The sequence below is a fragment of the Paenibacillus wynnii genome, assembly GCF_000757885.1.
In the GTDB taxonomy this organism is placed as follows: Bacteria; Bacillota; Bacilli; order Paenibacillales; family Paenibacillaceae; genus Paenibacillus_AQ; species Paenibacillus_AQ wynnii.
This window is the reverse complement of the sequence record NZ_JQCR01000002.1, coordinates 2335544-2362162: the sequence shown is the minus strand read 5'-3', so window position 1 is coordinate 2362162 and position 26619 is coordinate 2335544. Positions and strand designations below refer to the sequence as shown.

The window sequence follows — 26619 nt, the reverse complement described above, 5'->3', positions numbered from 1 at the left end:
AAAGAGCTGCATCCGGCGAATGTAGGAGTTTTAGTTGCAGAAAGTACATTTATTTTATTTAATGAAATAGGAAACACCCCGTTTCTCGGCTAAGCCGCTCTGAAACGGGGTGTTTTTTAACTTTTCATGGACACGACGATTTTCCCTTTCGCACGGCCTTCTCCAAGATCACGAAGCGCCTGGGCCGTGTCGCTTAGAGGATACTGCCGATCAATAACAGGCACGACTTGGCCTGCTTCGACAAGCGCCTTCCATACCATTTGATCCTCGTGATTCGGCTTATGGACTAGCAGCGCTATTGTCTTCCTTTCAAGCCAAGCGGATAGCGGTGCCGCCAACAAAGCTAGGAGGATGCGGTGGATAGAACCGCCGACCATTACATACGTGCCGCCTGACTTTAGTGCGCGCTTCAGCGCGACAACCGAACGGTTTCCGACGACATCGAGGATCAGGTCGTATTTTAATCCGCTTGCGGTGAAGTCAACTTTCGTATAATCCAACACATAATCCGCCCCGATAACGCGCAGCATATCCAGCTTCCCGGTGCTGTCAACGCCGGTCACTTCTGCCCCGATCCATTTGGCATATTGAACCGCAAACGTACCCACTCCGCCACCACACCCATTGATAAGAACCCGATGGCCCTTTTGCAGATTTCCTTTATCGCGCATCCCCTGCAAGGCTAGAACGGCCGCCTGAGGAATGGCCGCCGCCTGCTCGAAGCTCAGCCCGGCAGGCTTAGGTGTCAAAGCTTCCTCGCTGGCACATACATACTCCGCAAATCCGCCCCAGCCGCAACCGGAAAGATCGCCGAAAACCTCGTCCCCCGGCCGGAATCGTGTGGCGGCGGCGCCCACAGCGACTACCCGCCCCGCGATGTCCGCGCCAAGAATTCGATAACGGGGCTTACGGAGACTGCCCAGGCGGGTTATGTACGGTTTTCCACGGAGAAGATCCCAATCCCATGAATTAACCGAAGCCGCATGGATCTCTATCAACACTTCATGGTCCTGCGGTGCAGGGACATCCACTTTTTCCAGTCGGAGGACTTCTGGCAGTCCATAGGTATCATAGACCATCGCCGTCATCGTGTGTACTCCTTGCTCACTGGGTAAGCCTGCATCCTTCATGTCTTCTCCCATGGTCATTCTCCATTCGATAGCTTAAGTGTGTCCCGGTTTCATTAGCAAGCGTTCCAATTTATACGTAATAAACGTATGGTATCACACTCTGTATAGAGGTAACTTAACTATTATTAAGCTTACGCTTTCCGGCTAGCTTTAACATGTTTAAGCTGGGCAACAATAATAACGCTAATGATTACCAGAAGGAACCACGAGCTGATTTTACTGAAACTAACTACTTGCCAGGCTTGATACTGATTAGGGTATTTCCAAGCATTAAAATAAGTAGCTATATTCTCGGCTAACCAGATGAAAAAACCTACTAGGAAAAAAGCCAGTGTTAAGGGCATTCGATAGGTAATGGTCCGTACCCGATAAATGATCCATGTTCGCCAAAAGGCAATGAGCACAAGCACCGTCAGCCACCAACGGAAGTCAGGAATGAAATGATGTGTGAAAAAGTTCAAATAGATGGCTCCTCCTAGTAATCCAGCAGGAGCAAGCCCCGGCCAACCGGTCATATCCATCTTCAGTCTTCGCCATACCTGACACATATAGCTTGCAACACTCGCATACATAAATCCGCTATAGAGCGGTACACCGAACAACTTCGTCAGACCGGGCTCAGGATATGACCACGATCCCATCCTTACCTTATATATTTCCAGCAGCAAACCAATTAAATGAAATATGCAGATCACTTTAATTTCATCACGTGTCTCGAGTCCACTGCGGTACATGAGGTACTGCACTGTAAGCAGTATAAGAAGAATGGCATCATAACGATAGACAAAAGGTACCTCTATTACGCCGGATAGAGCTAACGTCCCAAAGATCGCAATAGGAAATAAGCAACTCATCGCCTGATGATAGCCAAAATGCAGTAGTTGTATTATTGATTTCAATGATGTCATCTCCTCGCCGGGTAGCTTATCCTAACGACACGCAACTCCAACTACTGTATGTACAAAAACATTACTTCATACTCCTCACAGCGAAACGAGGCCGCCGTTCAAATTAGCGGCAGCCTCGTGTGTGGTTTATTGAACTACCTTAACCCATGGGTGTCTTCGTCTATTTTGTATTCCAGAATATCTCCAGGCTGACATTCTAAAGCTCTACAAATCGCCTCTAAAGTGGATAATCGGATCGCTTTTGCCTTTCCATTCTTTAAAATGGAGAGATTAGCCATCGTTATTCCAACCCTCTCCGAAAGTTCTGTAACGCTCATTTTCCTTTTAGCCAGCATCACGTCAATAGTAATTATAATCGCCATGTTAATTCACCTCAGACCGTTAAGTCATTTTCTGATTTTATTTCTATGGCATTTTTTAATAGCTTTTCAAGAACAGCGGCAAAGACCGCAATCACAATTGGAGCAAAAGTAATGACCAATCCGAGTGCTGCGAGACCCGGGGCGTCGTCATCCTGCGCTATTACAAATAAGAATGGCATGCATGCCGCTAACAAAATACTGATTGTGAATGCACAGTATTTTATAATCTTTAAAGCTCTTACAGATAATTCTGAGAAAGCTTTGTCCTTGTCTATGTAGCTTAAGAGTCTTAATGCCTGAAACAATGCAACGAAATACGGTATCGCGGTTGCATACAAAGCGGTTATTGCGGGATATATCCAATAAGCAGGATAAAACTCTGACGCCTCTTTAGCTATCAAAGGCAACACAAAGATACACAAAGCAAGAATCGGAAGGGCAATAACAAAAACAGTAACCTTTAAAATAAGTGTTGTTCCTCGTACCATAAAATGCACCTCATTTAGTTATTTTTCAATTTGAATTTAACACAATATTTATCGTTTTGCAATATATTTATATTGTTATATAGTGTATTTATATTGTTTGTTTTAAACTCCCCTTACTTTTATACACAGAAAAAAAAGCATTTCTCATTAAAAAGAAATGCTTTTAACTAAAAACTATCAATTTCCCTACTTTCCATATCAGCTCTTGTGCATTCTAGTTGTACTTTATACATTTATTTAATATATGAAGCGCTTCTGCCAGACTTTAGTTGTACTTTATACATCTAAAGTCCATCCGAATCATCTTTTCAGCCCAATAGTGAAGAAATAAGTGTACAATGTGCACCTAAAAAGCAGCATCCGCTGAATTAGGTAGTTCTAGTTGTACAAAGTACATTTATTTCACTTAATACATAGAAAAAACCCCGTTTCTCGACTGAGCCGCACTGAAACGGGGTGTGTTTCGAATAAACCTTAACTTACCTTTACCTTATCGAACAGGGATAATCAAATGTTGGTCTCATTACTTTAATAAAGCGGCGAGGATTGCTGAAATCCGACGATTTCGGGTTTCTGGAGTCTTCGCGTCATTTACCTGACGGATGCATTCCTTACTCTTCGATGGAGCCAAGGCTCCGAACGCTTCAAGAGCCCCCTCTTGAGCAGACAACGCCACTCTAAGGTCATCCGGAATCTCAACGGTACGAGGTTCCAGATCAAGTTCAAGAGTGACCTCCACCGCATCACCCGGCTCCACGCCTGCGGCCTCCCTGTTGGATTGACTCAGGGGAATAAGGAATTCACCGCCCATCACAGCAACGGTGCTGCGATATGTATATCCGTTGAAGCTCACCTTGACACTGGGCTTCTTACTCCCGCTCAGACTGGTGATTACCTCAGCCGGCACCGGAATTCCTGTTGCATTTTTATTATGAACTTTCATAATGTTTGTGCTAAATGTTTCCGCCATATTGGATAATCCCCCTTAAGAACTGTAGGCCTAGTTCATAGGCTCAGTTCATTTCGTCCCCGCCATGAAATACTCAAGTCCCTGAAGCAAATCCTCCGGCAGCTCATCAATCTTCAGAAAAGTCTTCATCTCCAGAACCACCCGTTCACGGTCATGACCGAAAACATCCACTACACGTGCCATTCGTTCCCAAGAGGATAGATCCTTGCGAAATTCCTCCTCATTCATGGGTATTCCGTGGGATTCCACATACCATTCTGCCCTATAGTTATACGCTAGACGGAGCAGTCCTAAGAAGCCGGTACTGCTGTATTTTCGCGGTCCTCCATAAACAGAGGGGCCGAGGGCATCTCCAAGAAATAAGATACGATCTTCTTTCACATATAAGAAGCAGGAGTCCTCTGAATGATCCCCGCCTACATGAACCAGTTCACAAGTAACTCCGCCAAGATCAAGGGTAATTCGGTCTTTAAAAATTATGTCCGGCTCCATCAGCGTGATGGTCCGCTCTTCCCCGTATTCCTTGCGTATATCAGCAGCACTTTCCTTACTAATCGTGCCCTCAGTTACCAGCTGCTCAAGACAAGCCTCTGACCAGTCCAGCCCTGCCAAAGAAGCTAGTGCGTTGGCGGTCTCTACATGGGCTACTGCAGGCAGATTCCAGGCGGACATGCCGAAGGTATGATCCCAGTGCCAATGGGTTAGAGCTAGAATATCAGGCTGTCTATAGCCCCTTTTGGACAACTCTTCGCGGAATAGCTCTGCGTGAGCCGGTGAATTGCCCGCATCCATCAGAAGGGTGCGTCTGCCACCTAGTACCGCTGCCAAAATAGGTCGGTCCGTGTCATGCTCCGCGTGCATAATGATTACATTCTTACTTAGTTGCTGAAACTTATGCTCCATGGGTAGCTCTCCTTCGTTGTCAAACTGGGCTTTACATTGAATGGGCTTCTGTTATTACCTTCATGTTGCATGAATTCGAGATTTAAATCAACACTCCCTGTTTTTCACACCACCTATTTCGTTTAATAAGGAATAGCTGACACTTAAATCAGATTATATTCGCACATTTAGAAGGAGGCGGGGGTATGATTAAGATAGGTCTAACAGGATTCGGGGATCATGAGGAGCTGTACGGCAAAATCAAACCGGCCCTGCGACTGCCCACATACAGCGCCCATTTCTCGATTGTAGAAATCGACAGCTCCTTTTATGCAGTGCAGCCTGTTAAAAATTATACCAAATGGGTGGAACAAACACCGGACGGCTTTAGCTTTATTGTTAAGGCTTATCAAGGAATGACAGGCCATCTGCGCGGTAAGAAGAACTATTATGATACCATAGAGGAAATGTTCCAAGCCTTCCATCATTCCATTCAACCGGTGATTCGCGGCGGGAAGTTGGCGATGACTTTGTTCCAGTTCCCGCCTTGGTTCGATTGCACCCGGGAGAACATTAATCGTTTACACGAGACCAAAGAATTGATGCTGGACGTCCCTTGTGCGCTTGAATTCCGTAATAGCAGCTGGTACAGTCCCCAATACCGAGATAAGACCCTTCAGCTTTTGGAGCAGGAAGGCTGGATTCATACGGTTGTGGATGAGCCTCAAGCCGGTTCCGGCTCCGTTCCCATAGTTCCTGTGGCTACCTCGCCGGAGATGACCTTAGTCCGCATGCACGGACGTAGTGTGGGAGGTTGGAATCAGAGTCAGCATCCGGATTGGCGCAATCTTCGATATCTATACCGTTATAGCACCGAAGAGCTCGAGGAGTGGCGTGAGCACCTGCTTCAACTAGAGAAATCTTCAAAAGTTGTGTACGTAGTGTTTAACAATAATTCAGGCGGTGATGCTACTGATAATGCGAAAGAGCTTCAAGCTATGCTGGGCTCTGAAGAACAGGGATTAGCCCCGCGCCAGTTGGACTTATTCTAGAGAAATTCTACATATAAAGTGGATTGAAGGGAATGTGTGAGATGAAACGTAACCATACGATGATACAATTTTTTGAGTGGCATGTTATCGCTGACGGAAATCATTGGAAGCATCTTAGCGAGCTGGCACCGGACCTCAAGGCGGTGGGTATAGATGCGGTCTGGATACCACCCGTTACAAAGGCTGTCTCCGCAGAGGATACGGGATATGGTGTATATGATCTGTACGATCTTGGGGAATTTGATCAAAAGGGAACCATCCGTACAAAATACGGCACCAAGCAGGAGCTGGTTGAAGCCATTGCCGAGTGCCAAAAGAATGGCATCGCCGTTTACGTAGACCTAGTCATGAATCATAAAGCCGGTGCAGATGAAAAGGAAACCTTCCAGGTCATTGAGGTGGATCCCCATAATCGGATGGAGGACATATCGCAGCCTTTTGAGATTGAGGGTTGGACCAAGTTCACCTTCCCGGGCCGCGGAGATGAATATTCCACCTTTAAATGGGACTTCAGTCATTTCAACGGCACCGACTTTGATGCTAAAGAAAACCGCAGTGGTGTGTTCCGAATTATAGGCGAGAATAAAAGCTGGAATTCGAATGTGGATAATGAGTTCGGTAACTATGATTATCTCATGTTCGCCAATATTGATTACAGCCATCCAGAGGTTCATAGAGAAATGCTGGAATGGGGTAAATGGCTGGTGGATACACTCCAATGCAGCGGCTATCGATTGGATGCCATTAAGCATATTAATCATGATTTCATCAAAGAATTCGCAGCAGAGATGACCAAAAAGCGCGGTGAGGATTTCTATATCGTTGGGGAGTTCTGGAATTCGGACTTAAATGCCTGCCGGGAATTTTTGAACACCGTGGATTGTCAGATCGATTTATTCGATGTTTCCCTCCATTACAAGCTTCATGCTGCTTCGCTAGGGGGCAGAGACTTTGATCTGACCAAAATTTTCGAGGATACCCTTGTCCAGACGCATCCCGCCAACGCCGTAACCTTCGTAGACAACCATGACTCACAGCCCCACGAAGCGCTGGAATCATGGGTTGGGGATTGGTTCAAGCAAAGTGCCTATGCTCTGACCCTGCTCCGCCGGGACGGCTATCCTGTCATATTCTATGGAGACTATTACGGGATCGGCGGCCCCTCACCGGTGGATAGCAAGAAGACGGCTATAGATCCCCTGCTCTATGTCCGCTATCAAAAAGCATACGGCGAGCAGGAGGATTATTTCGACCATCCTAACACCATAGGCTGGGTTCGGCGCGGAGTCGAGGAATATGAGGGGACGGGCTGTGCGGTCGTAATCTCCAACGGTGATGATGGTGAGAAGCGAATGTTCGTAGGCGAACATCGTGCGGGTGAAGCCTGGGTTGACTTCACAAAGAACCGGCAAGAGTCCATAACCATTGAAAAGGACGGCTGGGCAACCTTCAAAGTGAATAGCGGCAGTGTCTCCGTATGGGGAAGCCTTGAACCCCCCGAGGATAAGGAAGCAGGAATTCCTACTGACGAGGCTAGTAAGAATACTGTTAAATAGTAAAAATCCTCCCGTCTACGATAAGCAGACGGGAGGATTTTTACGTTTACTGAACTTTTTTGACCTGACCGTTCTATGAACGGCCGGGCAGTGTTTTTTCATCGGACTGCCAGGTGCCCGCTTTTACATTAAGAATCCGCTCTATCGGGTATACCTTCCAGACCGCAGCTACAACACCCGAGCAGATTACTGCCTTGATGAAGTCACCCGGCAGGAATGGCCACATACCCGCAACCAAAGCTCCCGATACGGAATCAATCTGGTAAAAGTAGGCCAGCCAGCTTACCCCGCTTGGATACACTAGTAATGAACCGAATACAAAATTGACCACCAACAGTTTGAGTACCGTGTATTTAGTCTGTGTCATACGCTGAGCAAACCACCCAATTAGAAAGGCCGCGAAGGGCCAAGCCCAAATATATCCGGCAGTAGCACCGGTCAAGATGGATACACCGCCTTTACCGCCCATAACCGGAAATCCGGCTGCACACAGTCCGATAACAATCAGCACTGAAAGCGTGCCATAACGGGCTCCCAGAACAGATCCGGCGAGCATGACAGCCAAAGTCTGCAGCGTAATCGGAACGGCCGAAAAGGGCAATACAACTTTCATGGAGCTCAAAGATATCATGACTGCGGCGAACAAAGCGCTAAAAACCAAACCTCTAATAGACCATTCCTTCATGGTTGAGAAATACCCCCAGTTTTTTAAGGATCACTATATCATCCCTAAATCAATACATCAATCTTTAATTATTTGCTATAATCGAGAACAAATGATGATTTCAGCTTCAGGAAAGCAGGCACGAGAATGATTCAAGCACATAATCTAACTTTAATGTTCCGTGATGGACAACAAGAGCTGCCTGTTCTTCAAGGAATTCATTTACAAATTAAACGGGGTGAATGGCTTGCGCTTACCGGTGCTAACGGCTGTGGTAAATCGTCCTTGATACGCACCTTTAACGGTTTAGTAATGCCCACTGGAGGGAGTCTAAGCGCTGCTGGACTTGATTTGAACTCCCCTGTGAATCGGAAGGCTGTTAAAGAGCGTATACAGCTCGTATTCCAGAACCCGGAGTCGCAAACCATCGGCTCCACCCCTTCAGAAGATATTGCCTTCGGGCTGGAGAACCGGGGGATTCCCCGGATTGAAATGCAGGTTCGGATCGATAGGCTGCTCAGAAAAGTAGGATTGGCTCATAAAGCCGAGGACGATATTGCCTCACTATCCGGCGGAGAACGTCAACGTCTTGCCATAGCGAGCTGTCTGGCACTGGATGCCGAGATGATTATATTTGACGAGGTCACTTCCATGCTGGATCCCGCCGGACGCAGAGACATATTTACCCTCGCCCGTGATTTGTGGAAACAGGGTACAACGGTATTGTGGGTTACCCAACGTATGGAGGAGCTGTCTGAAAGTCCCCGAGTGGCAGTGATGGAGGAAGGAAAGATTATTTATGACGGAGACCCGCGGACCTTATTCTATGCTTCACCTCTTCCCGATAAGCTGGGCTGGGACCTCCCTCCTGTTCTAGGCATTGGCCGTTTGCTACAATCCCAAGGGTGGGCTAAGGAGAATTTGCCGCTAACAGAAAGTGATCTTGAGGGTATCCTATGACAATCAAATTAGAAGAGATTACATATTCCTATGATAAAAAACAGGTACTGCATAATATTAACCTTCATATTCCTGAAGGTCGGCTTACCTTAATCTGCGGAGTTACCGGCAGCGGCAAGTCCACCCTGCTGCGCTTAATATCCAGATTGGATGAGCCTGATTCCGGCAGCATAAGCTCCTCCATTAAAGACGACAATTCTTCAGTATCCATGGTGTTCCAACAGCCTGAAACGCAGCTGTTCGCCAGCAGCGCTCATAAGGATATTGAGTACGGACTAGAACAACGCGAAGTGTCGAAGCCCCTTAGGCCAGGACTCATCCAACATGCAATGGATAAGGTAGGACTCCCCTATGAACTATACAGTCAGCGTTCCCCCTTTTTATTAAGCGGGGGGGAGAAACGGAGGCTCTGTATTGCCGGAGCAATTGCCATCACTCCTAATCTGCTTGTTCTCGATGAGCCTACGGCAGGTCTCGATCCTCCAGCTATCCGCGGCTTCCTGCAAACGATACAGGAATTGCGGAGAAGCGGATTGACGATTGTCATTGGTACGCATGACTTGGACAGCTTCTTTCCGATCGCAGATAAGATTGTGGTGATGTGTCAGGGTTCCGTTCATTACCAAGGCGCTGTCGCTCCGCTGATCGACGAACCAGATGAGCTCAATGCAGCCGGTCTTGAAGCACCTGTATATGCCCGGATAGGCAGAAAGCTCAAACTGCAGGGTCTGTTGTCCAGTATACCCGGCAGCCATGAAAGCCTCCTCAAGGAGCTTCGTGATCATGTCTATCCTATTCCTGCGGATGACGTTCATCCTGCATTGGGTCGGGACCCTGAAGAGGCGTTGACCGCTCATAAGGTATACAGTAATCTTCCGTCTGCAAGTCTGCACCGCGCCTCGGTTTCCAAACGAAAGGCTCGTTGGCAAGCTCTTGACCCCCGAGTGAAATGGCTGGGAATGGCATTATGGACTCTAATTATACTGGGAATGAATTCCCCTGGCGCTCTGCTGTTTACAACAGGATTCATTGTTGTACTGGTTTGGTCTGCGGATATAACCTGGAGGAGAACCGTCGTATTCTTTCGGCCTTTTCTAATCATGTTCCTGTTCTTATGGGTGCTGTCCTCTATATCCTTGCATCATGCGGATTGGCAGCTTGGACCTCTTGGTATATCCTATTCAGGAATCGTGCAGGGAGGATTAAGTATTCTGCGGTTTATACTGATGATAGCACTAGGTTTTCTGTTTACGGAGACCACTACAGGGGCACCGCTTCGTGAAGCGTTGGAGTGGGCGATTGCTCCACTGAAAAAACTGGGGATACATACGCGGAATTGGTCATTGGCTGTCTCGATTACTTTGCAGTTCATACCTTGGATTCTCCGCAAATTATCCCAGCTCCAGCTGGCGCTGAGATCACGCGGACGGCGGAAGCATCCGCTCAAACGTTGGACACCCAGACAAATGTCTATGCTCATTGTACCCCTGCTCATTCTAGTCATCAGTATGGGTGACGAGCTTGCGACAGCTATCGAATCGCGCGGCTATGATCCGAGCAAGGAACGCACCCCTTGGTTTGTTCTAGTCTGGCACCGAAGCGATACGTTGGCACTAGTCTTTATTCTATTGACAGCATCAGGGCTATGGCTTCTTTCATAGCCCTGCTCTTCAGGTTAGTTTATTAGGCCATCATCCAACTGGCAATATATTCGGTGTGTTGATCTTTGATCTTCAATTGCGGGTCTATCATCACCCAAGAGCCTTGGGTCCCCAACTCTTTGCAGACTAAATGAAAATTACAGACCGCAATACCGATATCGATTCGCTGCATTTCAAACCCTAATTTATTACCGCTATAATTAGGAGTATGTATCAGGTAAAAATGCACGGCTTTCCGATCCTCGGACAGCACCAATCTCCACGGCTGCTTGTTAGAGGCAGAAGGCCCTAATCTAACCATTTCCAGCGGGGTTAGCAAGGCATTCGCCTCTTCTCGAGCCAATTTAGTCTCAAAGTTAGAATCATAATACAGCTCTTCCCACGGCTTCTTGTTGTCGGCTTTAACTACATATCGCAAAGTAGTATCGAGAAACCGCTGCTTCTCCCGAGCATAGCCGATAGGCGTGATACAAGGGATAATCTCATCCTGCTCCATGTGAACTTCACGGGCGAATGAATTACGGTTAAATGTTCCTCCTACCCAGCAGGTACCCAGATTCAATCCGGTTACAAACAAGATGAGCTTATGAAACACATAACCAAACTCTACCAGCGCCTTTTTATCATTTTTGATCCGCCCTACCAAATAAGCCTGTGGATTCTGAATCAAGCCATACGCCCCAAGCTTAATTCCTTTCCCTCCGTCATCTCCTTTAGCCCAGATCCATTCGATATTTACTTTCCCTCCGAAGGGTCCCGTCAGATTTTCCTCCTGTCCTAAATAATCCATAACCGCATTGTAGACTTCAGGGTCAATAGGTGTTGATTCATACGCCCTTACGGACTTGCGTTTCTCAATAATTTCAATGACCGAGCTTCCCATTCGAATACACTCCCTTTAACCTACGTGATTCAAACAGCCGCCACGGCGCAGTATGCTGCAACCTTGACGGCTATTCTGTGATTTTATGATATTAATAAGGGCCTCTGATGTGTGCGGCGACCCGTTGGTTATAAAACTCCCGAAGAGCGGCCTTTTCAGCGTCACTAAAGATAGGAACATCTATAGCACCTAGATTGTTATCTACCTGAGCTACATTTTTGAACCCTGGAATGATACAAGACACCTCCGGAAAATCAAGAAGCCAGCGCATGGAGGCTCTAGCCATATCTCCACGACCTTCGGCAATCCACTTCAATTCCTCCGCAAGCTCTACACCCTTCTCAAAAGGCAGACCTGCAAACGTCTCCCCTACGTTGAAGTGTTCTCCGTTTGCATTGAAGTTACGGTGGTCATTGGCGGCAAAAGCCGTAGCCTTCGAGAACTTCCCGGTTAAAAGACCGCTGGCTAACGGCAGTCTTACTAATATCCCGACACCCGCTGCCTTAGCTTGGGGCAGAAGCTCCTCTGCAGGCTTTTGGCGGAACAGGTTGAATATGACCTGCAGTGCTTTGACTCCCGGTACATTCAAGCATAGTAAGCCTTCCTCCACCGTTTCTACACTTACACCGTAATGACGTATTTTTCCTTCCGACTTCAACTTATCCAACGTCTCAAATACCCGTCCGTCCTTCAGAATCTCCATCGGCGCACAGTGGATTTGATAGAGGTCAATGGCCTCCCGCTCCAGACGCTTCAGACTCTGCTCGCAATATTGTCTAACCGCATCCTCAGAATATGTCCGCAGATCATGAATATCACCGGCACGGCAAAACTTAGTGGCAATGTGCACGGTGTCCTCTTTGCCCTTCGTAGCTTTGGCGAGCAGTTGCTCTGCATGTCCAGATCCATATACATCGGCCGTATCGAAAAAGTTAACGCCGCTATCTATCGCCTTTCCCAACCCTTTTAAGGCATCACTGTCGCTTGAGCCTCCCCAATCGCCGCCAATCCCCCATGTCCCGAAGCTGACCTCACTTATTGAAAGTTCCGTGTTACCCAACTGCCGGTAATTCATGCTTCCGCCTCCTGAATATTCTGTCTCACAAACTCTCTTCAGAGTAACCAAAAAAGCGCTTCCACGCAAGTAAGCTCAAGGAATTCAGAAACTATATAAGATGAACTTAAGATTTTACTACATTGGTTTTGGGTCGTAACTACGGTGAATGTTGGACCTCCGGCCGCTGTTGTATCCAGATTTCTTTGATTAAACCCGCTTTTAGCGGTTGAAATCCGGATACAGCTTATGCTTTCGAAGCGAGCTTTCCTACGGAAAGCTTTCGGGCGGTCGCTATCGCTCCTCCAGTTCCAAAATTCCCCTCCGTTACTTCAATCCTTTTTGTCAGTTTATCAAGTTCAATCTATATAGCTGGATAAGGTTTTGGTCTCACGGGACGGGCTGGACGGGCTGGACTCGCGGGATTTACGATTGACTAAAGTTACACTAAGCAGAATAATACCCAGCCCGACGACGGTGTTCAAATAAAGGGATTCCTTCAGGAAAAGTACACCCCACAGGATGCCAAAAATCGGCACAAGAAACGTAACCGTCACTGTCTTCACAGCACCTATGTTGCGAATCAGACGGAAATACATTAAATAGGCCACAGAAGTACACAGAAAGGACAATCCGATGACCGAATAAATGGCAGAAGCTGGAGGCAGGTGACGCGGTGCATAAATAATGGCCAACGGAAGCAGGACCAGACTTGCTCCAAGCTGCTGACCGATGGCCAGCGTCAGCGGCTCTATTCCTTTGCCGGCATGGGAAGCGTACAAACCGCCGAAACCATAAGATAATGCAGCTCCTAAAGATAGAAATACGGAGTACAGAATTTTGCCCTCCATCGGGACCGGGCTCCATCCTACCAGAACAGCCACACCGCCCAGCCCAATAACAAGACCAATGCTCTTGGACCAACCCGGTTTCCCTTGCCCCATCCCCCAGGCAGCCAGTGCCGTGAACATCGGTGTTGTTGCATTGAGAATAGCTGCCATTGAAGCACTCAGGTGCAGCTCTGCCATACAGATCAAAGTGAAAGGGAGTGCGGCATTAATAGCCCCAAGAATAAGAAAGGCCTTCCAGTGCCGGAGAACCCCGATGGGACGCTTGCGCAGAAGAGCATAGACGATCAGGGTAAGCGCAGCCAGACTGACACGCAGCTCCGTTGTGAAGACGGGGCCAAAGGCAGGCGAGGCTATCCGCATGAATAAGAAGGATGCCCCCCATAAGAGCGCCAGCGATAATAGAGTAACCAAATCCTTACGACTCATATCAGGCTTTACCTCCCCTAACAAGCACAGTATGGGCAATGAATGCACAAAGACTAGCAGAGGCAATGACGATAGCCATAGGAAGTGCCGTTTCTTCGCCACCCAGACCCACTAACGGAGCCACGCAGCCTCCCAGCAGCAGCGGTATTAATCCAAGAAGCGCCGAAGCACTTCCCGCGGTTTCCCCTTGATCCTGCATCGCCAGTGAGAATGTGGTAGCAGATACTATACCGACACTTGCGACCACAGCGAACAGACAGATTAGTGTAGGCATAAGTCCACTTCCAGCCAATACAGTAGTCAGAAGCAGTAAGCCTCCCAGCGTACTGAGAAGAATCCCGGCAAATAACAGTTTGCGTTCCCCCACCCTTCCTGACAATCTGCCAGCTATCTGCCCGGTTATAATAATGCCTAGCCCGTTTATAGCGAAGATTAAGCTGTATATTTGCGGAGAGACTCCAAAAATATTTTGCAGAACGAATGATGACCCCGAGATATAAGCAAACATAGCCGCCATGACGAAGCCCTGCGATAAAGCGTAACCCATGAATTTAGCATTGCCCAGCAAAGAACGGAAGGTAAGCAAAGTACCCTTTAATCCGCTTCTAGAACGGCGCTCCTTCGGTAAGGTCTCCGGTAATTTTAGAAGAATGGTTGCAAAAAAGAGCAGTCCAGCCACAAACAGTACTATGAAAACACCCTGCCATGTTGTCACCCGCAGCAGTTGTCCACCCAGGACCGGGGCGACTATGGGACCCAGCCCGTTCACAATCATCAGAAGGGAGAAGAATCTTGTCAGTTCAGAACCGGTATACAAATCCCGAACCGCCGCCCGTGAAATAACCACCCCTACCGATCCCGCCAAACCCTGAATCAATCGCAGCGCTAGCAGCAGCCCGATAGAGGGAGCAAAAGCGCAAAGCAGCGAAGAAACGGCGTAAATCATCATCCCTATGAGCAGTGGCAGCCGACGTCCATATACATCGCTAAGAGGGCCTGCCACCAGCTGACCGAGAGCTAATCCAAGTAAAAAGAAGGTCAAGCTAAGCTGCACCAAGGCAGCTGTAGTGCCGAAATAGGTACTCAGTGCAGGGAGTGCCGGCAAGTACATATCAATAGACAAGGGACCTATCGTTGCAATACCGCCCAGAATTACTGCCAGCTGCAGTCTCTGCTTCCGTGAAGAGACGATTGATGCTGCAGCGTGACTTTCCTTTAAACTATTAATCATATGAGTTAGGTCAACCTTTCCAAAGCAACCTTACGGCCTTTTTTTGTATTCCTCATACTACCTGAAAGAGGCGGAAAAATTCAATCCTTTTATAACCAAAGACAGCAAGCCCCGTTTATTGGAGATTTGCTGTCGTCTTTTTACTGAATTCGGAGTTCAAGGCCCTAAATCACGATATTCTGGATGCATTGCCGTTCGGGATTCCAGCGCCACTTTGGAGAATCTCCTTGAAGATGTACTCCGCCATACCATTCATCAATCCCATTTGTGGAGAACCAATCCTCTGCGCCCGTCAGCACCCTGTTTCCCAGCTCTGTTAATACAATAATAGCGTCAGGAAAAGGCATCGATCCCGGGTTAAGCCTAGGAAATTCCGTCCATTCACCGATTTGCAACAATGGATGTGGAGCCTGCGACATTTCCCTCAAATGATAAGCATATTCTAAATCGCCCATCCCTAAAGTATGAAGAGTGCTACCAACATCTGTAAACAACTCGTATGCCGTGTTCATTCCAGCATGAATCCTTGCAAGCGTAGTGTGTTCTACGATGCCTAGTCCATTAAATGTAGAGGGAAACCGTGATAAATGCATTTTAAACGCCTCATGTGCAAACGGCAGGGCCAAGGTGTCTTCATCCAACTCATTCTGAAGCAATTGCGGATTTGGAGACGTATAGGCCTCCCATAAGGCCGTGCCCAGCTTCAATTCATGTTCACCAATCAGTTTCCAAGTTCCATATAACGGGCTCAACTGCTCCACGGTTAATTGCCCTAATCCCATAAATCTTTCAATTCCCGGATACTCACCAATGCATAACAGGCTCAGCTTCGTTTTCGGTAAATGAAGTCTGCTGAGCCGATGCAGCAAATAACATAACATCGTCTGGTCAAATAAATCATGCTCGAACCATAATACTATTTCCTCATAGGCATGACAGTTCGCCAGCGCCTTTTCCTGAGCCTCACTGATTTGTATATAATCCAAACTGAGAATTCCCAGGGTATGCTCCAAATAAGCTGCCCGAACCAAACGGTTATCCATACCTTCCGAATCTGAAAACACAGGGCCGTGAGGGTAAACTTCCCTCCATACCAAAATATCATCCTGCACAATACCTTGTCGTAGCTTATTCGCTACCGAATCCCCATTCACGATATGCAGCATGGTTTTCCTCCTCGATAGATAGTTGTGTACATAGAAAAATAGCTGATGCCACGCAGATGCAACCGTAGGTTGACAATATGTTAACTCGACTTGATAGTCATGAATACTTCTTCACGATATGATAAACATGAGGTGATAACAATGGAATTTTCGGAAAAAATGCAACAATTAAGAAAACAGAGGGGCATGTCGCAAGAAAAGCTGGCAGAGATCATCGGGGTTTCTAGGCAAGCCGTTTCAAAATGGGAATCGGGGCAATCATATCCTGAGATGGATAAAATGCTTTCCTTAAGCGAGCTGTTTAACGTTAGCGTGGATAGTCTGGTAAAGGATGCCCCGAGTAATCCCCCTCCTATGGAGATTACCCATATCAGTCAACCGGCAGTTGATCGGAGATTTATGTATCACTATGAATACAAAAGCAAGAAAACTTGGTTCGGAGTTCCACTGATCCATGTAAACATTGGACGTGGAGTATACGTTGCCAAGGGAATTATTGCAGTTGGTAATATAGCTATAGGCGGTCTATCCGTAGGCATTATTACCTTGGGGGGTCTATGCTTAGGTGCACTTGCTTTGGGTCTCTTCAGTTTTGCAGGACTGGCGATAGGATTACTTCTATCTATGGGCGGGCTGGCGGTGGGCGCCATAGCCGTCGGTGGTTTGGCTGTGGGAATCTTTGCGGTCGGCGGGTTGTCTGTTGGAGTGTTCTCTATTGGCGGTTGTGCCATAGCCTCGCATATAGCCATCGGGGGATATGCAAGCGGACATATTGCGATTGGTGATTCTGTGCATGGTGCTTACACCTTGGCGATTCAAGACAATGACTTCAGCAGCATCAAGGCAGAACAGGTAGAAAGCTTAATCCATCAAGAATATCCTCGTCTGTGGAATTCAATAACCGCTCGGATTCTTTCCCTATTCAATTGAGCTTTGCGTGAAATCATGCCCAACAAAGTCAAATCCATAAACATTTTTCACCAGGTAAAAACTGTGTTGTACTTTTATACGAAAATAACGAGGATGATCCTATATTTTCATTTTAGGGGGTGACGCCTTAGCGTCATGGGTGTTTGTGCAGGATTTCAGCCGCAGACGGTGCTTCAGGAGCGGAATTGCTGTACACTGTGCAGGATTTTAGGCGCAGACGGTGCTTCAGGAGCGGGATTGTTGTACTCTGTGCAGGATTTCAGCCGCAGACGGTGCTTCAGGAGCGGAATTGTTGTACTCTGTGCAGGATTTCAGCCGCAGACGGTGCTTCAGGAGCGGAATTGTTGTACTCTGTGCAGGATTTCAGCCGCAGACGTGCTTCAGGAGCGGAATTGTTGTACTCTGTGCAGGATTTCAGCTGTACAAGTGGGTGGTTAGTGTAAAACCTGCTGATTTCGGAACGTTATCCAGTGTTAATTACAGTTTTTGCATGTGGAATTATGCAAATTTTCGCATTATGAAATGTACTCCAACAACATGCAATAAAGCCCTCCGTTCCTAGGCAGGAAAGAGGGCTTTACTTATTCTTATCGCTCAGACAGCCAGTCCCTTGCTGCCTCGGCTTCCTCCATACTAAGCCGATGTCCCTGATTACCCCAGTGCATCGTGACTTTCGCGCCGGCCCCTTGCAGCAGTCCCTCCAGTTCACGAGTGTCTGCGGGAGGACAAATGGGATCATTGGTTCCTGCTCCGATGAAGACGGAAACTTCGTCTAACGAAGGAAGTGTACGCCGCCGTAGCGGCACCATCGGGTGCAGCAGCACTGCGGATTGGAAAACATCTTTATAATGAAACAGCAGGCTGCCGGCAATATTCGCTCCATTAGAGTAGCCAACGGCGACCAGATGGTTTGCATCGAATCCATATTGGGCGGCTGCCTTCTCCAAGAACTGTTTGGTTTCATGCGTTCTGAATATGAGATCCGCTTCATCGAATACCCCTTCCGAGAGGCGCCGGAAGAAACGTGGCATGCCGTTCTCCAGCACATTGCCGCGAACACCCAGCACAGATGAACCCGGTGAGAGCAGATCAGCTAAGGGCAGCAGATCATTCTCATTGCCTCCGGTGCCGTGGAACAAGACAAGCGTAGGTTTGCTATCATCTGTACCCTTGCGGAATACATGATTCATCCTTACTTCACCTCGATTTCGCGAATTTGAAATGGACTCAGGTTCTCTTCAATCGTTGAACGGTGTGGCTCAAACCAGGCTGGAAGCATCAACTTTTGTCCCAGAGCATTCGGTTCTTCGTCACGGGCAAACCCCGGAGGATCGGTAGCAATCTCGAATAAAATTCCGCCTTCTTCGCGGAAGTAGATGGCGTTAAAGTACTGGCGATCCTGTACCGGTGTTGGCTGGTAGCCGTGGCTTTGGACAAGACGGCCCCACTCCAGATGCTCGGAATCATCTTTTGCCCGCCAAGCTATATGGTGAACTGTGCCCGTGCCCCCTGCTCCCATCGGAACAGGCTCAGCCTTCAGGTCAATGATGTTCCCCAAATCTGCGGTGGTTCTGAAACGGATATACCCATCCCCTTCAGCAATACGTTCGATTCCCAAAGTACGACTTAGGGTATCTGCCGTTTTCTCAGGATTTGTGCTGTAGAGAACAGCGCCACCGAAGCCTTTGATAGCATGCTCTGCAGGAATCCCTGCAAAAGACCAAGTACTGAGAGGGCCTGCCTCCCGTTCCACAAGCTCGATTCGCAACCCGTCATAATCGGCGAAGGAAAGATAGCTTTCAGAGATACGACTTACTTTGGTAACCGATATCTTATAAGCGGCAAGACGCTGCTCCCAGAATTCGAGTGATCCCACAGGGACCGCGTAAGTCGTTACACCGACCTGCCCGCCGCCGATTCTTCCCTTACGACCCATTGAAAATGGGAAGAACGTAATGATGGTCCCCGGAGCGCCGCTCTCGTTCCCGAAATAGAGATGGTAGACCTCAGGTGCATCGAAGTTAATGGTTTTCTTTACTAGCCGCAGTCCGAGAATCCCTGCGTAGAAATCAGCATTGCGCTGGGCGTCGCCCACGAAAGCTGTAATATGATGTATGCCTGCATTTTGAAGTGTCATTAGTATACTCCCCCTTTTCAGTTAAAGAACAATGCGTCAAGTGAAATCGAGCCTGGACCTATAAGCGCCACACCGGCTGCTACCACGAGCAGTGTCAATGGGAACTCAATGCCGTTTGAAGTGGACCAAAAACCGTTGGGAGCATGAACCTTAACAATGGCCCCGAGCATAGTAGCAATAATCAATATCGCTGCAACAGGAGTCAGCAGACCCGCCGCAAACAACAATCCTCCAATAAGCTCCATCAACCCTGCCAGCACCGCCATAGTAACACCCGGTTTAATGCCGATAGACTCCAGCCAGCCGCCGGTACCTTTTGGACCATAACCTCCGAACCATCCAAACAACTTTTGTGCACCATGTCCTATGAAAGCAACCCCGATAACCAATCTTATCAATAACAATCCTACACTTACCATTTTTAACACTCTCCATTCTCTTTGTTTTTATTATCTTAACCTTAAGATATTTGATAAAAAAATTTGTATTCTTAAAAATCTTGGCTGGAGGCGCGAGTCTTGGGAGCCACTCTAAACGCCTTTACCCAGCTTCTTCAAAAAGTCTATGGCCTGATCCTTCTCTTCGGTATTCAACCCGCCCATAAGAGCATGGATGGAAGAGACATGAAGAGGAAATATGGTGTCAAAAAGCTCCCGCCCTGCCTCAGTGATCTCCGCATACGTAACTCGACGATCTTCGCTGCTGGGAACGCGTTTCATGAATCCCTTGTTCTCCAGTTTATCAATATTGTACGTAATGCTTCCGCTTGTGACTAGAATCTTCTCTCCAATCTGCTGAAGCGGAATACGGTTACGGTGATACAACACTTCTAGCACCATAAACTCTGCGGATGACAGCCCGTAGCTCTTCATATCCTTAACAGCCTGATCCATTAAGCTCCGGTAAGCTTTCGACAACACCACGAACAATTTCAGCGAAGATGCCTGATCCTTATCACACACGAAGCTGTCTTTACTCTCTTGCTCCAACCCTTCGAATTCGCTCATTTATTCCACCTCCTATCCTATATGTTCTAATGTATTTAAATGCGTACTTTTTGATTCCCTTTAAGTTAAGTATCTTTAAATTAAGATAAATATAACTCCATAAAAAGGTTTTGTCAAATGCTTTTCACAAAATGATTCAACCCTGTTTGACCTGACCTCTAAAACGGCGTATCCTTTTCCTTGCGAACAAAGGAATGCTTACAGCTAGCCGAATCCGGGTTGCGGACCCGTCCTTCGGCGAATTAGAGGGGAAAATGCCCGCTAATACGACCGAAACGCCATCAATTTGAGATTAAAGGGAAAATATCAGACTGTTGAGAAAGCAAACTTTCAAGCTGCAAATATCATGCGGAAACCCAAATGACGGTTAAAGTAGTGAAGGTTACTCTTTTTCATACACAAATGAAAAGCATAGGCCTCCATCTTTGCTAAGTGACGGGCCATTTTCTTCAGATTCTGTGCAATGGCCGTCATCAATGCCTGTTCCTGCATCTTGGCTTTGCCCCGCATTCGGCATCGACGGTACCCGTGGAGATTTTTGGCATCAGCAAAGCTACGCTCAATGGTTTGAGCGCGGTATTTGTAGATTTTCTCGCCTTCGGGACTTTTCCGGTTTTGGTGTACTTTCTCTTTGAAGTCTTCCCATACATGCCGCTGAATCGTACGCTGGTGCTTGGAGTTTTCAGTACATTGAGTGACTTTCGGGCAAGCCGCGCAGTGCCCCTTGGATGATATATACTCGTTGTAGCCTTGTCGGTTCGTCGTTCGGTACGTGAGTGGTTGTCCTAATGGACATACGTATACATCCTTTTTCGCATCATAGGTAAAGTCTTCTTTCGTGAGAAAGCCGGGTTTGCTGGGTGGTTTCCGCTCGGCAATTACAGTCATCCATGGCGTCGTTTGTTTGCAAATATGGGGCACCATGTATCCGGAATCCAAGGCTATGGCTTCGAGGGTGTCTCGAAAACCAAAGGTCTCCAGTTGCCGGGTTAAGCGCTCCATATACACGGTTGAATCATTGACATTGCCTGGCGTCACATACACATCGGTAATCATATTGTATTTGTGGTCAACCGTCCGGTGGTCTAAGTAAAAGAATCCTTCCGGTTTGTTCTTACGATTCATGTAGCCGCTCTCTGGATCAGTCAGGCTCACTTTCAGTTTTTTGGGCTCCTCCTCCCGTTTCCCGCGTGGAGGAGCTAATGGCTTTTTCCCGTGAGCACGGCGGCTTTCATGGACTGCGGTCTCCAACTCTTGCAGATAGGCGTGCGGGGACTCACTCGTCATTTGCTGCGTATAACGATTTTTATTGGCATTCGCCTCGATGTGCGTCGAATCTGTAATTAAGAGCCGCCCCGCAATCATGCGGTGGGAAATGGCAAGCCGCACCACTTCGTCGAAGATTTCCTGGAAGACATCGGTTCCCTGAAATCGTCCATTCCGGTTATAACTAATCGTGGAATGGTCCGGAACTGGTTCACTAAGGCCCAGGCCTAAAAACCACCGGTAGGCAAGGTTAACGTTAATGTCCTGCTCAAGGATGCGTTCGGAACGAATGTTAAACAGGTAGCCAATCAGCATCATTTTGAATAAACGGATGGGTGGAATCGAAGGTCTTCCTTGGGTTGCACTATAATAAGGGCGTACCTTTTCGGTAATGAACGAAAAATCCACATGTTTTTCGACCAAACGAAGGAGGTGATCGGAGGGAACCAACTGGTCTAAACAAACCATCTCCATTTGATATTTTCCGCTATCCCCTTGATCTTTTTCGTTTAACATAAGACACCGCGCTTTCTAGCAAAGTTATCTATATTATACCAAATTAACGCGGTGTCGTGTTGAAATTCGGACTTTCTCAACAGTCTGAAAATATCCCTATAATCTTACCCATATCGCCCCAAAGAGGTGTATCCTCAAAATTAGCAGGCGAAATCCCCTTTAATTGCCCAAACGGGGTACCAGGTACAGAAATAGAGGGAGAAAACCCCTCTATTGGCGTAACGGATTTCTGTCTTTCTCGTCACCTGTAAAGCACTGATTTTGGTGTTGAGCCGAAAGTTTTACAGAGAATTCATAAGATAAAAGAGTCAGCAGTATTGAAGAATATATTCGTACAAGAATATATTGATATACGATGACAGCGTTAAAAGAAGACTGAGAGATACAAAGATAGCGATATTTAAGGAAGCAATAATTTACGGAGGCAGCTTTTGAAGAAGACTACTTTAATAAGAGACTGCGATATAAGAACACAGGTTTAAGGAGGCAGCGATATGACTGAACACTTCAGAAACTCCACGGGCGAAGCTGTGGAGCAAAGGCGCGTACTGATCGTAACGGCAGTCGCAGCGGAGCGGGACGCGGTCCTTCGCGGCCTTAAGGGCAGCGATAGGTTCCACGTTGTGGCTGCGGGCGCAGGTACCGCAGCGTCGGCGGCAGGAACTGCCGCGGCCTTGGCAGCCGGGTCCTACGGCTGCGTCATCAGCGCCGGGATCGGCGGCGGGTTCCCGGGTCGGGCGCCCCTAGGCTCGCTGGTCGTTGCCAGCGAGATGATAGCCGCCGACCTCGGGGCGGAGACGCCGGAGGGCTTCCGCAGCGCTGCCGAGCTCGGCTTCGGCAGCGTGTCCGTGCCGGCTGACCCCGGCACGGTGCAGGCGGTTGCGGCCGCGCTGGCAGCGGCCGGGCTTCCGGTAAGCACGGGTCCCGTGCTTACGGTCTCGACGGCGACCGGCACGGCGGAGACGGCCGCCGCTCTCGCGGCGCGCGTACCGGGCGCGGCCGCAGAAGCGATGGAAGGCCACGGGGTTGCCGTGGCCGCCCAGGCGCTGGGGCTGATGGCGCTGGAGATCCGCGCCATCTCGAACCCGGTCGGCCCGCGTGACCGGGCTGCTTGGAAGATCGGCGATGCCTTGGAAGCACTCACGGCAGCCGCAACTATATTACTGGAGGTGCTATAAATGACAATAAACACCCAAGAGCTTAATATTGCATTCTCTCCATGTCCTAATGATACCTTTGTATTCCATGCATTGGCGCACGGGCTAGTACCCGGTGCACCTAAACTGAATGTAACCTATGCGGATATTAATATAACTAATGGTCTAGCAGCGGAAGGCAAGGGTCCTGAAGTCCTCAAGATCTCCTATGCTGCTCTACCATGGGCTTTGGAGCAGTACAAGCTCCTCCCTTGCGGCGGTGCACTGGGCCGGGGCTGCGGCCCGCTGCTTCTGACGGCTGGGGGGCCTTTAGCTGTGAAGCGCCCAGCAGGACTTACTGGACGCACCATCGCTGTACCGAGTGAGCGGTCTACAGCGTATCTGTTATTCCGTTTATGGGCAGCACAGCATGTCCCAGACGGTATTGGTGAAATTATTGTTATGCCTTTCGATGAGATAATGCCTGCTGTACGCGATGGCCAAATCGATGCCGGGTTGGTCATTCATGAAGCCCGCTTCACCTACTCCTCTTACGGTCTCCACATGCTGACCGATCTGGGCAGTTGGTGGGAAGAGGATACCGGTCTACCTATTCCGCTTGGTGCGATTATTGCCCGACGTGATCTCGATACAGAAGCCATCACAGGGTGGATTCGCAGCTCACTCCAATATGCTTGGGATCATCCCACCGCTTCTCGTGACTATGTTCTAAGTCATGCGCAGGAGCTGGCTCCTGAAGTAGCCAAATCACATATTGATCTATATGTTAATGAATTCTCTATGAATCTGGGCGACAGCGGATACGCCGCTATCTCTGCCCTGCTGGAGCGTGCCGCCGCCGAGGGACTTGTGCCTGCTGTTGATCCTGCACTGCTCCGGTAGTATTTATTTTCATACTTAGCTACTGTTCTGTTACACATGATAGTATTCACGCATGGAGGGATATGATGATTCCGGAAGGCAACAGCCAAGCTAACATTGATCGTTTTTTGGGATTTCAAGAGGAATACGACCGTTATCGACCGGAGGCACCCGTTCTGGTAACCACCCTGCTTAAAAATTACTTAGGAGCTTTCCCTTCACTTGTTGTAGATATAGGATGTGGCACCGGTTTATCAACGTTTTTGTGGGAAGAATCCGCGAAAGCGGTAATTGGCATAGAGCCTAACTCGGATATGCTCGATAAAGCATTAGAGAAACTAAGTCTACGAAACAAAGATGGTGTTGCCAGCAACATATCCTTTGCTCAAGACTATGCAAACAACCTTAACCTAGCCTCAGAAAGCGTAGACATCGTTACTTGCTCCCAGTCCTTTCATTGGATGGAGCCGGTGAGTACATTAACGGAAGTCTTACGTGTTTTGAGAAAAGGCGGTGTTTTTGCAGCTTACGATTGTGATTGGCCTCTGATGCTCCTACCTAGTATCGAGACGCGTTATAAACACTTGGTCGCCAAAGCTGATGACATCGTAACCCGTCTGCTACCACCGGAAGATAGAGCACATAAATGGAGAAAAGAAGAGCTTCTATCCCGAATTCAAGCCAATAAAGGCTTCTCTTTTTCCAGAGAAATCGTTTTTCACAATACGGAGCCTTGTAATGCGAAGCGATATATCGGCCTCACTCTTAGTCAAGGCGGTATACAGACCGTGTTGAAACTGGGTACACCTGATCTGTCACAGGATATTTCCGAATTTCAGACAGCTGTTGAAAAGTACTTCAACGGGAGAACCATGGAGGTACTGATTAGCTACAGGATGCGGTTGGGAATAAAATAATGTTACAGCCCTCCCGCTCAAATTGAGGTACTAGTCATATTCTTATAATTAACCTATACTAACGAATATATGAGACGAAGAACGTCCCGAATCTACTCCATCCGAGTAGATCCGGGGCGTTTTCTATTTTTCTGAGGGGAGTGGTGTCGATGAAATTTGAAGAGATACATACAACGTTTATTCAGCAGCATGCGACCAAGAGAACAGGTGAACGTTTGGGGCGGTTGGAAAGAGGGCACGGTCATGGCGAGATACTGTTTCTCCGACATATTTGGTGGCCGCTTAAGGGAAATTTAGAAAACCTACATCCTGAATACGAGGTTTCTGATTGGAGGGGGAGGTCTTATTTTGCCGACTTTGCCTGGTTACCAGGTTATACAAAACTGCTTATTGAAATTAAAGGGTATTCATCACATGTTCGAGACATGGACCGCCAAAAATACTGCAATGAACTAAATCGTGAGACCTTCCTTTATGCTATGGGATACCACGTAATTTCCTTTGCATACGATGACGTTGAACAGCGCCCCGACCTCTGTATCACATTGCTGCGTATGGTACTAAACCGGTATCAGCCTGCCCAGACCAACGTCACACACACTCACCTTGCGGAAAAAGAGATCCTTTGTCTCGCCTTAGTATCAGCTCAACCACTTCGTCCAAAGGATGTCATTCAACACTTTGATATGGATCCCAAAACAGCCATCCGACTGCTGCAGAGTATGTGTACAAAAGGTTGGCTGATCCCCTCCTATCGCGGCAGCCAGCAAAGAATCGTCCGATACGAATTATCTCGGAGCGCTCTAGAATACTTTAATAATAATTAATGGGAAAAAATCCCTCTAATTCCCCATAAACACGTTATATGACTATTTATAGGTATTTTTTCCCACTAAATCCACTGTTTTTCTCAATTCGGCTTATATATACCTTTCCCCCTGATTTAGAGGGATCTATTCCCTCTAAACCCCATCCATCCCTTTAATAAACCAAATTAGAGGGATTCTTTCCCTCTAATTTTAAGCGGACTAAAGTAACAACATGATAATTGGTCGAGAAAGCCGATCGTCTGGTTGGTTGAGTTCGTTGAGTAACTAGTTAGTCTGGTTGATGGGGTCTAAGTAACTGGTTGTTCATATTATCGGAGGTCGCCGGGTAAATGGAGTCGTTGAGTAATTAGTTAGTCTGGTTGATGGGGTCTAAGTAACTAGTTGGTCATATTATCGGAGGTCGCCGGGTAAATGGAGTCGTTGAGTAATTAGTTAGTCTGGTTGATGGGGTCTAAGTAACTAGTTGGTCATATTATCGGAGGTCGCCGGGTAAATGGAGTCGTTGAGTAATTAGTTAGTCTGGCTGATGGAGTCTAAGTAACTAGTTGGTCATATTTAATAGGAAATAATCCCTCTAATTTCTCCGTAAACACGATATAAAACTATTTAGAGGGATATATTCCCTCTATTTCTGCTGATTTGCTTCAAAAATGGCTAATTTATGCCCTTATCCTTCTTTTAGAGGGATTTATTCCCTCTAAATTGTATCCACCCTTCAGATTAACTACTTTAGAGGGATATTTTCCATCTAATT

The 26619-nt window shown here is 47.7% G+C and carries 27 protein-coding genes; 10 read left to right on the top strand and 17 right to left on the bottom strand.

Annotated elements, in window-relative coordinates:
* Positions 1 to 116 precede the first annotated feature (116 nt).
* The 6 genes from PWYN_RS13250 to PWYN_RS13225 form a co-directional block, all read right to left on the bottom strand.
* On the bottom strand, positions 117 to 1142 hold the full coding sequence (locus PWYN_RS13250) for an NAD(P)-dependent alcohol dehydrogenase (protein WP_240479734.1): 1026 nt from the start codon (positions 1140 to 1142) through the stop codon (positions 117 to 119).
* Positions 1143 to 1261: 119 nt separating this feature from the next.
* Positions 1262 to 2038 (bottom strand): DUF817 domain-containing protein, encoded by a 777-nt coding sequence (locus tag PWYN_RS13245; protein ID WP_036652371.1) that lies wholly within the window; start codon positions 2036 to 2038, stop codon positions 1262 to 1264.
* A 134-nt stretch (positions 2039 to 2172) separates the two neighbouring features.
* A complete protein-coding gene (locus PWYN_RS13240) occupies positions 2173 to 2400 on the bottom strand; it encodes a helix-turn-helix domain-containing protein (protein ID WP_036652368.1) in 228 nt (75 codons plus the stop codon).
* A gap of 11 nt (positions 2401 to 2411) precedes the next feature.
* Positions 2412 to 2888 (bottom strand): DUF2975 domain-containing protein, encoded by a 477-nt coding sequence (locus PWYN_RS13235; protein ID WP_036652366.1) that lies wholly within the window; start codon positions 2886 to 2888, stop codon positions 2412 to 2414.
* A 523-nt stretch (positions 2889 to 3411) separates the two neighbouring features.
* Positions 3412 to 3858: a YdeI/OmpD-associated family protein gene (locus tag PWYN_RS13230; protein ID WP_036652363.1), complete on the bottom strand. Its 447-nt coding sequence runs from the start codon at positions 3856 to 3858 to the stop codon at positions 3412 to 3414.
* Between the two features lie 48 nt (positions 3859 to 3906).
* Positions 3907 to 4761: an MBL fold metallo-hydrolase gene (locus PWYN_RS13225; protein ID WP_052087929.1), complete on the bottom strand. Its 855-nt coding sequence runs from the start codon at positions 4759 to 4761 to the stop codon at positions 3907 to 3909.
* A gap of 185 nt (positions 4762 to 4946) precedes the next feature.
* Here PWYN_RS13225 and PWYN_RS13220 point away from each other — a divergent pair, with 185 nt between their 5' ends.
* Together PWYN_RS13220 and PWYN_RS13215 are read left to right on the top strand one after the other, a co-directional pair.
* The gene (locus PWYN_RS13220; protein ID WP_036652361.1) at positions 4947 to 5792 is read left to right on the top strand and encodes a DUF72 domain-containing protein; all 846 of its coding nucleotides are present in this window, start codon (positions 4947 to 4949) and stop codon (positions 5790 to 5792) included.
* Between the two features lie 41 nt (positions 5793 to 5833).
* A complete protein-coding gene (locus PWYN_RS13215; protein WP_036652358.1) occupies positions 5834 to 7348 on the top strand; it encodes an alpha-amylase in 1515 nt (504 codons plus the stop codon).
* 73 nt (positions 7349 to 7421) lie between these two features.
* Here the strand turns inward: PWYN_RS13215 and PWYN_RS13210 are convergent, their stop codons facing one another.
* Positions 7422 to 8033, bottom strand: coding sequence for a biotin transporter BioY (locus PWYN_RS13210; RefSeq protein ID WP_036652356.1), 612 nt, complete (start codon positions 8031 to 8033; stop codon positions 7422 to 7424).
* Between the two features lie 126 nt (positions 8034 to 8159).
* On the opposite strand from PWYN_RS13210, the gene PWYN_RS13205 reads away from it, so the two are divergent.
* Both PWYN_RS13205 and PWYN_RS28080 read left to right on the top strand, forming a co-directional pair.
* Positions 8160 to 8972, top strand: a complete 813-nt coding sequence (locus PWYN_RS13205; protein ID WP_036652354.1) for an ATP-binding cassette domain-containing protein — start codon at positions 8160 to 8162, stop codon at positions 8970 to 8972.
* Positions 8969 to 10633, top strand: coding sequence for an ATP-binding cassette domain-containing protein (locus PWYN_RS28080; RefSeq protein WP_052087928.1), 1665 nt, complete (start codon positions 8969 to 8971; stop codon positions 10631 to 10633). The genes PWYN_RS13205 and PWYN_RS28080 overlap by 4 nt, the downstream gene beginning before the upstream one ends.
* Positions 10634 to 10655: 22 nt before the next feature.
* On the opposite strand, the gene PWYN_RS13195 is transcribed toward PWYN_RS28080, so the two are convergent.
* The 5 genes from PWYN_RS13195 to PWYN_RS13175 form a co-directional block, all read right to left on the bottom strand.
* Positions 10656 to 11516: a nitroreductase family protein gene (locus PWYN_RS13195; RefSeq protein ID WP_036652352.1), complete on the bottom strand. Its 861-nt coding sequence runs from the start codon at positions 11514 to 11516 to the stop codon at positions 10656 to 10658.
* A 91-nt stretch (positions 11517 to 11607) separates the two neighbouring features.
* Positions 11608 to 12591 (bottom strand): aldo/keto reductase, encoded by a 984-nt coding sequence (locus PWYN_RS13190; protein ID WP_036652349.1) that lies wholly within the window; start codon positions 12589 to 12591, stop codon positions 11608 to 11610.
* A gap of 338 nt (positions 12592 to 12929) precedes the next feature.
* Positions 12930 to 13847: a DMT family transporter gene (locus tag PWYN_RS13185; RefSeq protein ID WP_036652347.1), complete on the bottom strand. Its 918-nt coding sequence runs from the start codon at positions 13845 to 13847 to the stop codon at positions 12930 to 12932.
* Between the two features lies 1 nt (position 13848).
* Positions 13849 to 15078 carry a multidrug effflux MFS transporter gene (locus PWYN_RS13180; protein WP_036652345.1) on the bottom strand — a complete coding sequence of 410 codons (1230 nt, stop codon included), beginning with the start codon at positions 15076 to 15078 and terminating at the stop codon, positions 13849 to 13851.
* Positions 15079 to 15242: 164 nt separating this feature from the next.
* Positions 15243 to 16244: a DUF1835 domain-containing protein gene (locus PWYN_RS13175; RefSeq protein WP_036652342.1), complete on the bottom strand. Its 1002-nt coding sequence runs from the start codon at positions 16242 to 16244 to the stop codon at positions 15243 to 15245.
* Positions 16245 to 16385: 141 nt separating this feature from the next.
* On the opposite strand from PWYN_RS13175, the gene PWYN_RS13170 reads away from it, so the two are divergent.
* Positions 16386 to 17174: a helix-turn-helix domain-containing protein gene (locus PWYN_RS13170; RefSeq protein ID WP_036652340.1), complete on the top strand. Its 789-nt coding sequence runs from the start codon at positions 16386 to 16388 to the stop codon at positions 17172 to 17174.
* Between the two features lie 135 nt (positions 17175 to 17309).
* Positions 17310 to 17612 carry a hypothetical protein gene (locus PWYN_RS13165; protein ID WP_157261153.1) on the top strand — a complete coding sequence of 101 codons (303 nt, stop codon included), beginning with the start codon at positions 17310 to 17312 and terminating at the stop codon, positions 17610 to 17612.
* Positions 17613 to 17761: 149 nt separating this feature from the next.
* Here PWYN_RS13165 and PWYN_RS13160 read toward each other — a convergent pair whose 3' ends face one another.
* The 5 genes from PWYN_RS13160 to PWYN_RS13140 all read right to left on the bottom strand — a co-directional run bounded on the left by PWYN_RS13160 (position 17762) and on the right by PWYN_RS13140 (position 22100).
* Positions 17762 to 18364 (bottom strand): alpha/beta hydrolase, encoded by a 603-nt coding sequence (locus PWYN_RS13160; RefSeq protein ID WP_036652336.1) that lies wholly within the window; start codon positions 18362 to 18364, stop codon positions 17762 to 17764.
* Between the two features lie 2 nt (positions 18365 to 18366).
* Positions 18367 to 19311 (bottom strand): ring-cleaving dioxygenase, encoded by a 945-nt coding sequence (locus PWYN_RS13155; protein WP_036652334.1) that lies wholly within the window; start codon positions 19309 to 19311, stop codon positions 18367 to 18369.
* Between the two features lie 17 nt (positions 19312 to 19328).
* The gene (locus PWYN_RS13150; RefSeq protein ID WP_036652332.1) at positions 19329 to 19730 is read right to left on the bottom strand and encodes a DoxX family protein; all 402 of its coding nucleotides are present in this window, start codon (positions 19728 to 19730) and stop codon (positions 19329 to 19331) included.
* 111 nt (positions 19731 to 19841) lie between these two features.
* Complete coding sequence (locus PWYN_RS13145; protein ID WP_036652329.1) at positions 19842 to 20318, bottom strand: MarR family winged helix-turn-helix transcriptional regulator; 477 nt, start codon at positions 20316 to 20318, stop codon at positions 19842 to 19844.
* Between the two features lie 330 nt (positions 20319 to 20648).
* A complete protein-coding gene (locus PWYN_RS13140) occupies positions 20649 to 22100 on the bottom strand; it encodes an IS1182 family transposase (protein WP_052087777.1) in 1452 nt (483 codons plus the stop codon).
* A gap of 494 nt (positions 22101 to 22594) precedes the next feature.
* Here PWYN_RS13140 and PWYN_RS13135 point away from each other — a divergent pair, with 494 nt between their 5' ends.
* The 4 genes from PWYN_RS13135 (at position 22595) to PWYN_RS13120 (ending at position 25862) form a co-directional block, all read left to right on the top strand.
* Complete coding sequence (locus PWYN_RS13135; RefSeq protein ID WP_036652327.1) at positions 22595 to 23278, top strand: futalosine hydrolase; 684 nt, start codon at positions 22595 to 22597, stop codon at positions 23276 to 23278.
* On the top strand, positions 23279 to 24139 hold the full coding sequence (locus PWYN_RS13130; protein WP_036652326.1) for a 1,4-dihydroxy-6-naphtoate synthase: 861 nt from the start codon (positions 23279 to 23281) through the stop codon (positions 24137 to 24139).
* 65 nt (positions 24140 to 24204) lie between these two features.
* A complete protein-coding gene (locus PWYN_RS13125) occupies positions 24205 to 25035 on the top strand; it encodes a class I SAM-dependent methyltransferase (RefSeq protein ID WP_036652324.1) in 831 nt (276 codons plus the stop codon).
* A gap of 149 nt (positions 25036 to 25184) precedes the next feature.
* Complete coding sequence (locus PWYN_RS13120) at positions 25185 to 25862, top strand: DUF559 domain-containing protein (protein ID WP_036652322.1); 678 nt, start codon at positions 25185 to 25187, stop codon at positions 25860 to 25862.
* The last annotated feature ends 757 nt before the right edge of the window (positions 25863 to 26619 follow it).

Excerpts from the sequence above, each read along its gene's own strand:
- PWYN_RS13250 (WP_240479734.1), bottom strand. The coding sequence starts at position 1,142 with ATGGGAGAAGACATGAAGGATGCAGGCTTACCCAGTGAGCAAGGAGTA.
- PWYN_RS13245 (WP_036652371.1), bottom strand. The coding sequence starts at position 2,038 with ATGACATCATTGAAATCAATAATACAACTACTGCATTTTGGCTATCAT.
- PWYN_RS13240 (WP_036652368.1), bottom strand. The coding sequence starts at position 2,400 with ATGGCGATTATAATTACTATTGACGTGATGCTGGCTAAAAGGAAAATG.
- PWYN_RS13235 (WP_036652366.1), bottom strand. The coding sequence starts at position 2,888 with ATGGTACGAGGAACAACACTTATTTTAAAGGTTACTGTTTTTGTTATT.
- PWYN_RS13230 (WP_036652363.1), bottom strand. The coding sequence starts at position 3,858 with ATGGCGGAAACATTTAGCACAAACATTATGAAAGTTCATAATAAAAAT.
- PWYN_RS13225 (WP_052087929.1), bottom strand. The coding sequence starts at position 4,761 with ATGGAGCATAAGTTTCAGCAACTAAGTAAGAATGTAATCATTATGCAC.
- PWYN_RS13220 (WP_036652361.1), top strand. The coding sequence starts at position 4,947 with ATGATTAAGATAGGTCTAACAGGATTCGGGGATCATGAGGAGCTGTAC.
- PWYN_RS13215 (WP_036652358.1), top strand. The coding sequence starts at position 5,834 with ATGAAACGTAACCATACGATGATACAATTTTTTGAGTGGCATGTTATC.
- PWYN_RS13210 (WP_036652356.1), bottom strand. The coding sequence starts at position 8,033 with ATGAAGGAATGGTCTATTAGAGGTTTGGTTTTTAGCGCTTTGTTCGCC.
- PWYN_RS13205 (WP_036652354.1), top strand. The coding sequence starts at position 8,160 with ATGATTCAAGCACATAATCTAACTTTAATGTTCCGTGATGGACAACAA.
- PWYN_RS28080 (WP_052087928.1), top strand. The coding sequence starts at position 8,969 with ATGACAATCAAATTAGAAGAGATTACATATTCCTATGATAAAAAACAG.
- PWYN_RS13195 (WP_036652352.1), bottom strand. The coding sequence starts at position 11,516 with ATGGGAAGCTCGGTCATTGAAATTATTGAGAAACGCAAGTCCGTAAGG.
- PWYN_RS13190 (WP_036652349.1), bottom strand. The coding sequence starts at position 12,591 with ATGAATTACCGGCAGTTGGGTAACACGGAACTTTCAATAAGTGAGGTC.
- PWYN_RS13185 (WP_036652347.1), bottom strand. The coding sequence starts at position 13,847 with ATGAGTCGTAAGGATTTGGTTACTCTATTATCGCTGGCGCTCTTATGG.
- PWYN_RS13180 (WP_036652345.1), bottom strand. The coding sequence starts at position 15,078 with ATGATTAATAGTTTAAAGGAAAGTCACGCTGCAGCATCAATCGTCTCT.
- PWYN_RS13175 (WP_036652342.1), bottom strand. The coding sequence starts at position 16,244 with ATGCTGCATATCGTGAATGGGGATTCGGTAGCGAATAAGCTACGACAA.
- PWYN_RS13170 (WP_036652340.1), top strand. The coding sequence starts at position 16,386 with ATGGAATTTTCGGAAAAAATGCAACAATTAAGAAAACAGAGGGGCATG.
- PWYN_RS13165 (WP_157261153.1), top strand. The coding sequence starts at position 17,310 with ATGGGTGTTTGTGCAGGATTTCAGCCGCAGACGGTGCTTCAGGAGCGG.
- PWYN_RS13160 (WP_036652336.1), bottom strand. The coding sequence starts at position 18,364 with ATGAATCATGTATTCCGCAAGGGTACAGATGATAGCAAACCTACGCTT.
- PWYN_RS13155 (WP_036652334.1), bottom strand. The coding sequence starts at position 19,311 with ATGACACTTCAAAATGCAGGCATACATCATATTACAGCTTTCGTGGGC.
- PWYN_RS13150 (WP_036652332.1), bottom strand. The coding sequence starts at position 19,730 with ATGGTAAGTGTAGGATTGTTATTGATAAGATTGGTTATCGGGGTTGCT.
- PWYN_RS13145 (WP_036652329.1), bottom strand. The coding sequence starts at position 20,318 with ATGAGCGAATTCGAAGGGTTGGAGCAAGAGAGTAAAGACAGCTTCGTG.
- PWYN_RS13140 (WP_052087777.1), bottom strand. The coding sequence starts at position 22,100 with ATGTTAAACGAAAAAGATCAAGGGGATAGCGGAAAATATCAAATGGAG.
- PWYN_RS13135 (WP_036652327.1), top strand. The coding sequence starts at position 22,595 with ATGACTGAACACTTCAGAAACTCCACGGGCGAAGCTGTGGAGCAAAGG.
- PWYN_RS13130 (WP_036652326.1), top strand. The coding sequence starts at position 23,279 with ATGACAATAAACACCCAAGAGCTTAATATTGCATTCTCTCCATGTCCT.
- PWYN_RS13125 (WP_036652324.1), top strand. The coding sequence starts at position 24,205 with ATGATTCCGGAAGGCAACAGCCAAGCTAACATTGATCGTTTTTTGGGA.
- PWYN_RS13120 (WP_036652322.1), top strand. The coding sequence starts at position 25,185 with ATGAAATTTGAAGAGATACATACAACGTTTATTCAGCAGCATGCGACC.